The following is a 3,712-nucleotide window of genomic DNA, read 5'->3' on the forward strand; positions in this document are numbered from 1 at the left end:
AGACAAGTCATCCCCCAGCACCACTTCACGAGCCTTGAGGTTACGGATTTCCCCACAAACCAGCGTAAAATCCAATAAACCTGTCACATAAAAATCACCGGTCACCAGATCCATATAAGCCAGACCAAATTGATTGCCGTCACGGTCTAAGGCAACCAAGAAGTTATTCTGACTATCAGGCTTACTGCTATCGACGACCGTTCCAGGTGTGATGACCTGAACCACCTCTCGCTTGACAACCCCAACCGCTTGTTTGGGATCTTCCATCTGCTCGGCAATAGCCACCTTATAGCCCTGCTCAATCAAAACATCGATATACTGCTGGGCAGAATGATAGGGAACACCAGCCATGGGTATCGGATTTTCTGCATTTTTATTACGACTGGTCAGTGAAATCTCTAAAATCTGCGCCGCATTGACCGCATCTTCATAAAATAGCTCATAAAAATCACCCATCCGAAAGAGCAAAAAAGCATCTGGATATTGCTTTTTAATATCCACATACTGCTGCATACCAGGTGATAGTTTTTCTGTCGTCATATTGGCTCTCTCCTTGTCAAAAATAAGGCTTGGGAACAAGTCCCAAAACCCTATTCATCCTTCATCAAATCTAGCAAACGCTCTTCCATGAGCTTGGCAACATGCTGGTCTCGACAAATAACCAGTAAGGTATTGGCACCGGCAACTGTTCCTAAAATCGCCTCGTCCTTATTTTCATCAACAATATTTGCTAAAACAGCCGCTTCTCCCAGCTTGGTATGAAGTACCAAAGTAAACTCTGCTCTCGCAACCCCTTCTAGATGATGCGACAAAAACTCTACCAAATCAATCTTTTCTGTTTCATTCGCTAGCACATAATATACCATACCATTTTTCTTAACCTTGATCAAGCCGATCTCGCGCAGGTCGCGAGACAAGGTCGTTTGCGTCACAAAGACATTCCGAACTTCTAGGCGATCTTGGATATCCTTTTGTGTAGCTAGTTTTTCCTCAGTGATCATCTTTTTAATCAACTGGTGTCGTTCTTTTTTCTCATATCGACCTCTTACATGAATATTTATAACCGATTTCGGGTTTGTTTTTAGATATAATTATACCAAAAAAACTGAATAATTCAAAAAAATCTTTCTTCTTTCACTAAATTTATGATAAAATAGAATAAAAGTCCAAAAGGAGCCTACTTATGAGTACAAAAAAACTGATTGCTAGTGAATTGGCTAGCGTCATCGATAGCCTAGATCAAGAGGCTATTTTAAATTTACTAGAACAACCAAAAAACTCTGACATGGGAGATATCGCTTTTCCTGCTTTCTCACTTGCAAAAGTCGAACGCAAAGCCCCTCAAATGATTGCTGCTGAAATCGCTGAAAAAATCAACAGCCAAGCCTTTGAAAAAGTTGTTGCAACTGGTCCTTACGTCAACTTCTTCCTTGATAAATCTGCTATTTCTGGAGCAGTTATCAAAGAGATCATCGAAAAAGGATCTGACTACGCTCAACAAACGGAAGGCAAAGAGCAAAATATCACGATTGACCTATCAAGTCCAAACATCGCAAAACCTTTCTCAGTAGGTCACTTACGTTCAACTGTTATCGGAGATGCTCTTTCTAATATCTTTAAGAAAATGGGCTACAACACTATTAAAATCAACCACCTTGGAGATTGGGGTAAACAGTTTGGTCTTCTCATGGTTGCTTATAAAAAATGGGGAAGCAAGGAAGCCGTAGAAGCTAATCCAATTGACGAATTGTTGAAATTGTACGTTCGCATCAATGCTGAAATCGAAAATGACCCAGTTCTTGATGATGAAGGACGTCTCTGGTTTAAAAAATTGGAAGATGGAGATCCAGAAGCAACTCAACTTTGGCAATGGTTCCGTGATGAAAGTTTGGTTGAGTTCAACCGCATTTACAAACTGTTGAACGTTGAATTTGACAGCTTAAACGGGGAAGCCTTCTATAATGACAAGATGGACGAAGCCGTGCAAATCCTTGAAGAAAAAGGTTTGCTAGAAGAATCACGCGGAGCTAGCATTGTTAACCTCGATGATGTCGAACTGCCACCTGCTATGATTAAAAAATCAGACGGCGCAACCCTCTACATCACACGTGATATTGCGACAGCTATCTATCGTGCGCGTACTTACAACTTTGTAAAAAACGTCTATGCGGTTGGTCAAGAACAGTCCAACCACTTCAGACAACTCATCGCTGTATTGAAAAAGATGGGATTTGACTGGAGCGATGATATGATTCACGTGGACTTCGGTCTGGTAACCAAGAACCGTCAAAAACTCTCTACTCGTAAAGGAAATATTATCCTGCTCGAACCTACCCTTCAGGAAGCTATCAGTCGTGCCAAAGCACAAATCGAAGCGAAAAACCCCGACCTCGAAAACAAGGAACAGGTTGCCCAAGCTGTCGGAGTGGGAGCTGTTAAATTCTATGACCTCAAGACTGACCGCCGAAATGGTTACGACTTTGACCTCGAAGCTATGGTTTCCTTTGAAGGAGAGACTGGTCCATACATCCAATATGCTTACGCTCGTATTCAGTCTCTACTTAGAAAAGCTGATTTCCAACCAAACGCTCAAGCAAGTTACAGTCTAAATGATGCCGAAAGCTGGGAAATTATCAAACTTCTCCAAGACTTTGCCCGTGTCATCAAACGTGCTTCTGACAACTATGACCCTTCGCTCATTGCCAAGTATGCAATCAGCTTGGCTCAAGCCTTCAATAAATACTATGCCCACACTCGTATCCTGGATGAAAGCCCAGAGCGCGACAGCCGCCTAGCCCTCAGCTACGCAACAGCTGTTGTTCTCAAAGAAGCCCTTCGTTTGCTTGGAGTAGAAGCACCAGAGAAGATGTAAATCGCCAAAGTTACTTGATTGCAAAGCAATCTAAGTAACTAACGCCAAATCCCTTATAGGATTTGGCTAGGCGCTTCACTAGTTCTGGAACATAATAATATCGATTCATGTCCCAAAATGTCGTAACTAGAACAATTTGCCTATCGGCTTTACTAATTCGACCCAACAATAACATTGATTTGTGACCTTCATATCGTAATCGTTAAAAAAGCTGGACTCTTCCAGTAAATAATCGAGTCATCTAGTTTCTTATGCAGAGTTGCCTATCATGCTATTCTAGTCACTTAGTCGGAAAGCGAAAGGAATTTTCGCTTTTCTTATGCCATCAACTTTTTTATCAAATCAGGAGAGATTTTATGAGCCAGTACGCTTATATCCTCGTTGTCATTAGCTTGGTTTTCCTTTTTCTGCTCAATAAGTACGAGAAGGAAAGACTTCAAAAGCTCTACCAAGAGCAACTCTTGAAGGATGAATCATTTAGAACTGACATCAAAGAAAAAATTCAAACGACTGAAAATATCAATGATGTCATTGCACATATCAATAAAACTTACCATCTGGGAATGTTACTCTCAAAAGACGTCACAGATCAATTGAAATAATCAAAGTCCGGCTCTATAATATCTATAGTGGGTAAATCCACTTTGGGGATTATGGAGCCTTTTTGAGTGTAGAAAAAAAGTCCCATATGACCTATCATGAAGGAATTTGATAGACGCTCTCTCCCCCATCGAGTCAGGAAAAATTACTGGCGTATCCTTCAAAAAGATAGTCGAAAACTGTCTGACAAACCTTTCTTTTTAAGAATCTTTAGACAGACACTGACACCACGTGAGGTCG

The 3,712-nt window shown here is 41.1% G+C and carries 3 protein-coding genes and 2 pseudogenes; 3 read left to right on the forward strand and 2 right to left on the reverse strand.

Annotated features, from left to right (window positions below):
- Both SORDD16_RS11495 and argR read right to left on the reverse strand, forming a co-directional pair.
- Positions 1-540 (reverse strand): annotated as a pseudogene (locus SORDD16_RS11495) (DNA mismatch repair protein MutS); the annotation flags it as partial.
- A 50-nt stretch (positions 541-590) separates the two neighbouring features.
- Positions 591-1,055: an arginine repressor gene (argR, locus tag SORDD16_RS01805; protein WP_081215101.1), complete on the reverse strand. Its 465-nt coding sequence runs from the start codon at positions 1,053-1,055 to the stop codon at positions 591-593.
- Positions 1,056-1,183: 128 nt separating this feature from the next.
- On the opposite strand from argR, the gene argS reads away from it, so the two are divergent.
- From argS to SORDD16_RS11500, 3 genes and pseudogenes are all read left to right on the forward strand, one after another.
- The gene (argS, locus tag SORDD16_RS01810) at positions 1,184-2,872 is read left to right on the forward strand and encodes an arginine--tRNA ligase (RefSeq protein WP_061452133.1); all 1,689 of its coding nucleotides are present in this window, start codon (positions 1,184-1,186) and stop codon (positions 2,870-2,872) included.
- A gap of 356 nt (positions 2,873-3,228) precedes the next feature.
- Positions 3,229-3,474: a hypothetical protein gene (locus tag SORDD16_RS01815; protein ID WP_061452134.1), complete on the forward strand. Its 246-nt coding sequence runs from the start codon at positions 3,229-3,231 to the stop codon at positions 3,472-3,474.
- Positions 3,475-3,567: 93 nt separating this feature from the next.
- Positions 3,568-3,712, forward strand: a pseudogene (locus SORDD16_RS11500) (ISL3 family transposase); the annotation flags it as partial.

The organism is Streptococcus oralis, assembly GCF_001578945.1.
GTDB lineage: Bacteria > Bacillota > Bacilli > Lactobacillales > Streptococcaceae > Streptococcus > Streptococcus oralis_Q.

Coding starts and splice junctions, on each gene's coding strand:
- argS (WP_061452133.1), top strand. CDS start 1,184: ATGAGTACAAAAAAACTGATTGCTAGTGAATTGGCTAGCGTCATCGAT.
- SORDD16_RS01815 (WP_061452134.1), top strand. CDS start 3,229: ATGAGCCAGTACGCTTATATCCTCGTTGTCATTAGCTTGGTTTTCCTT.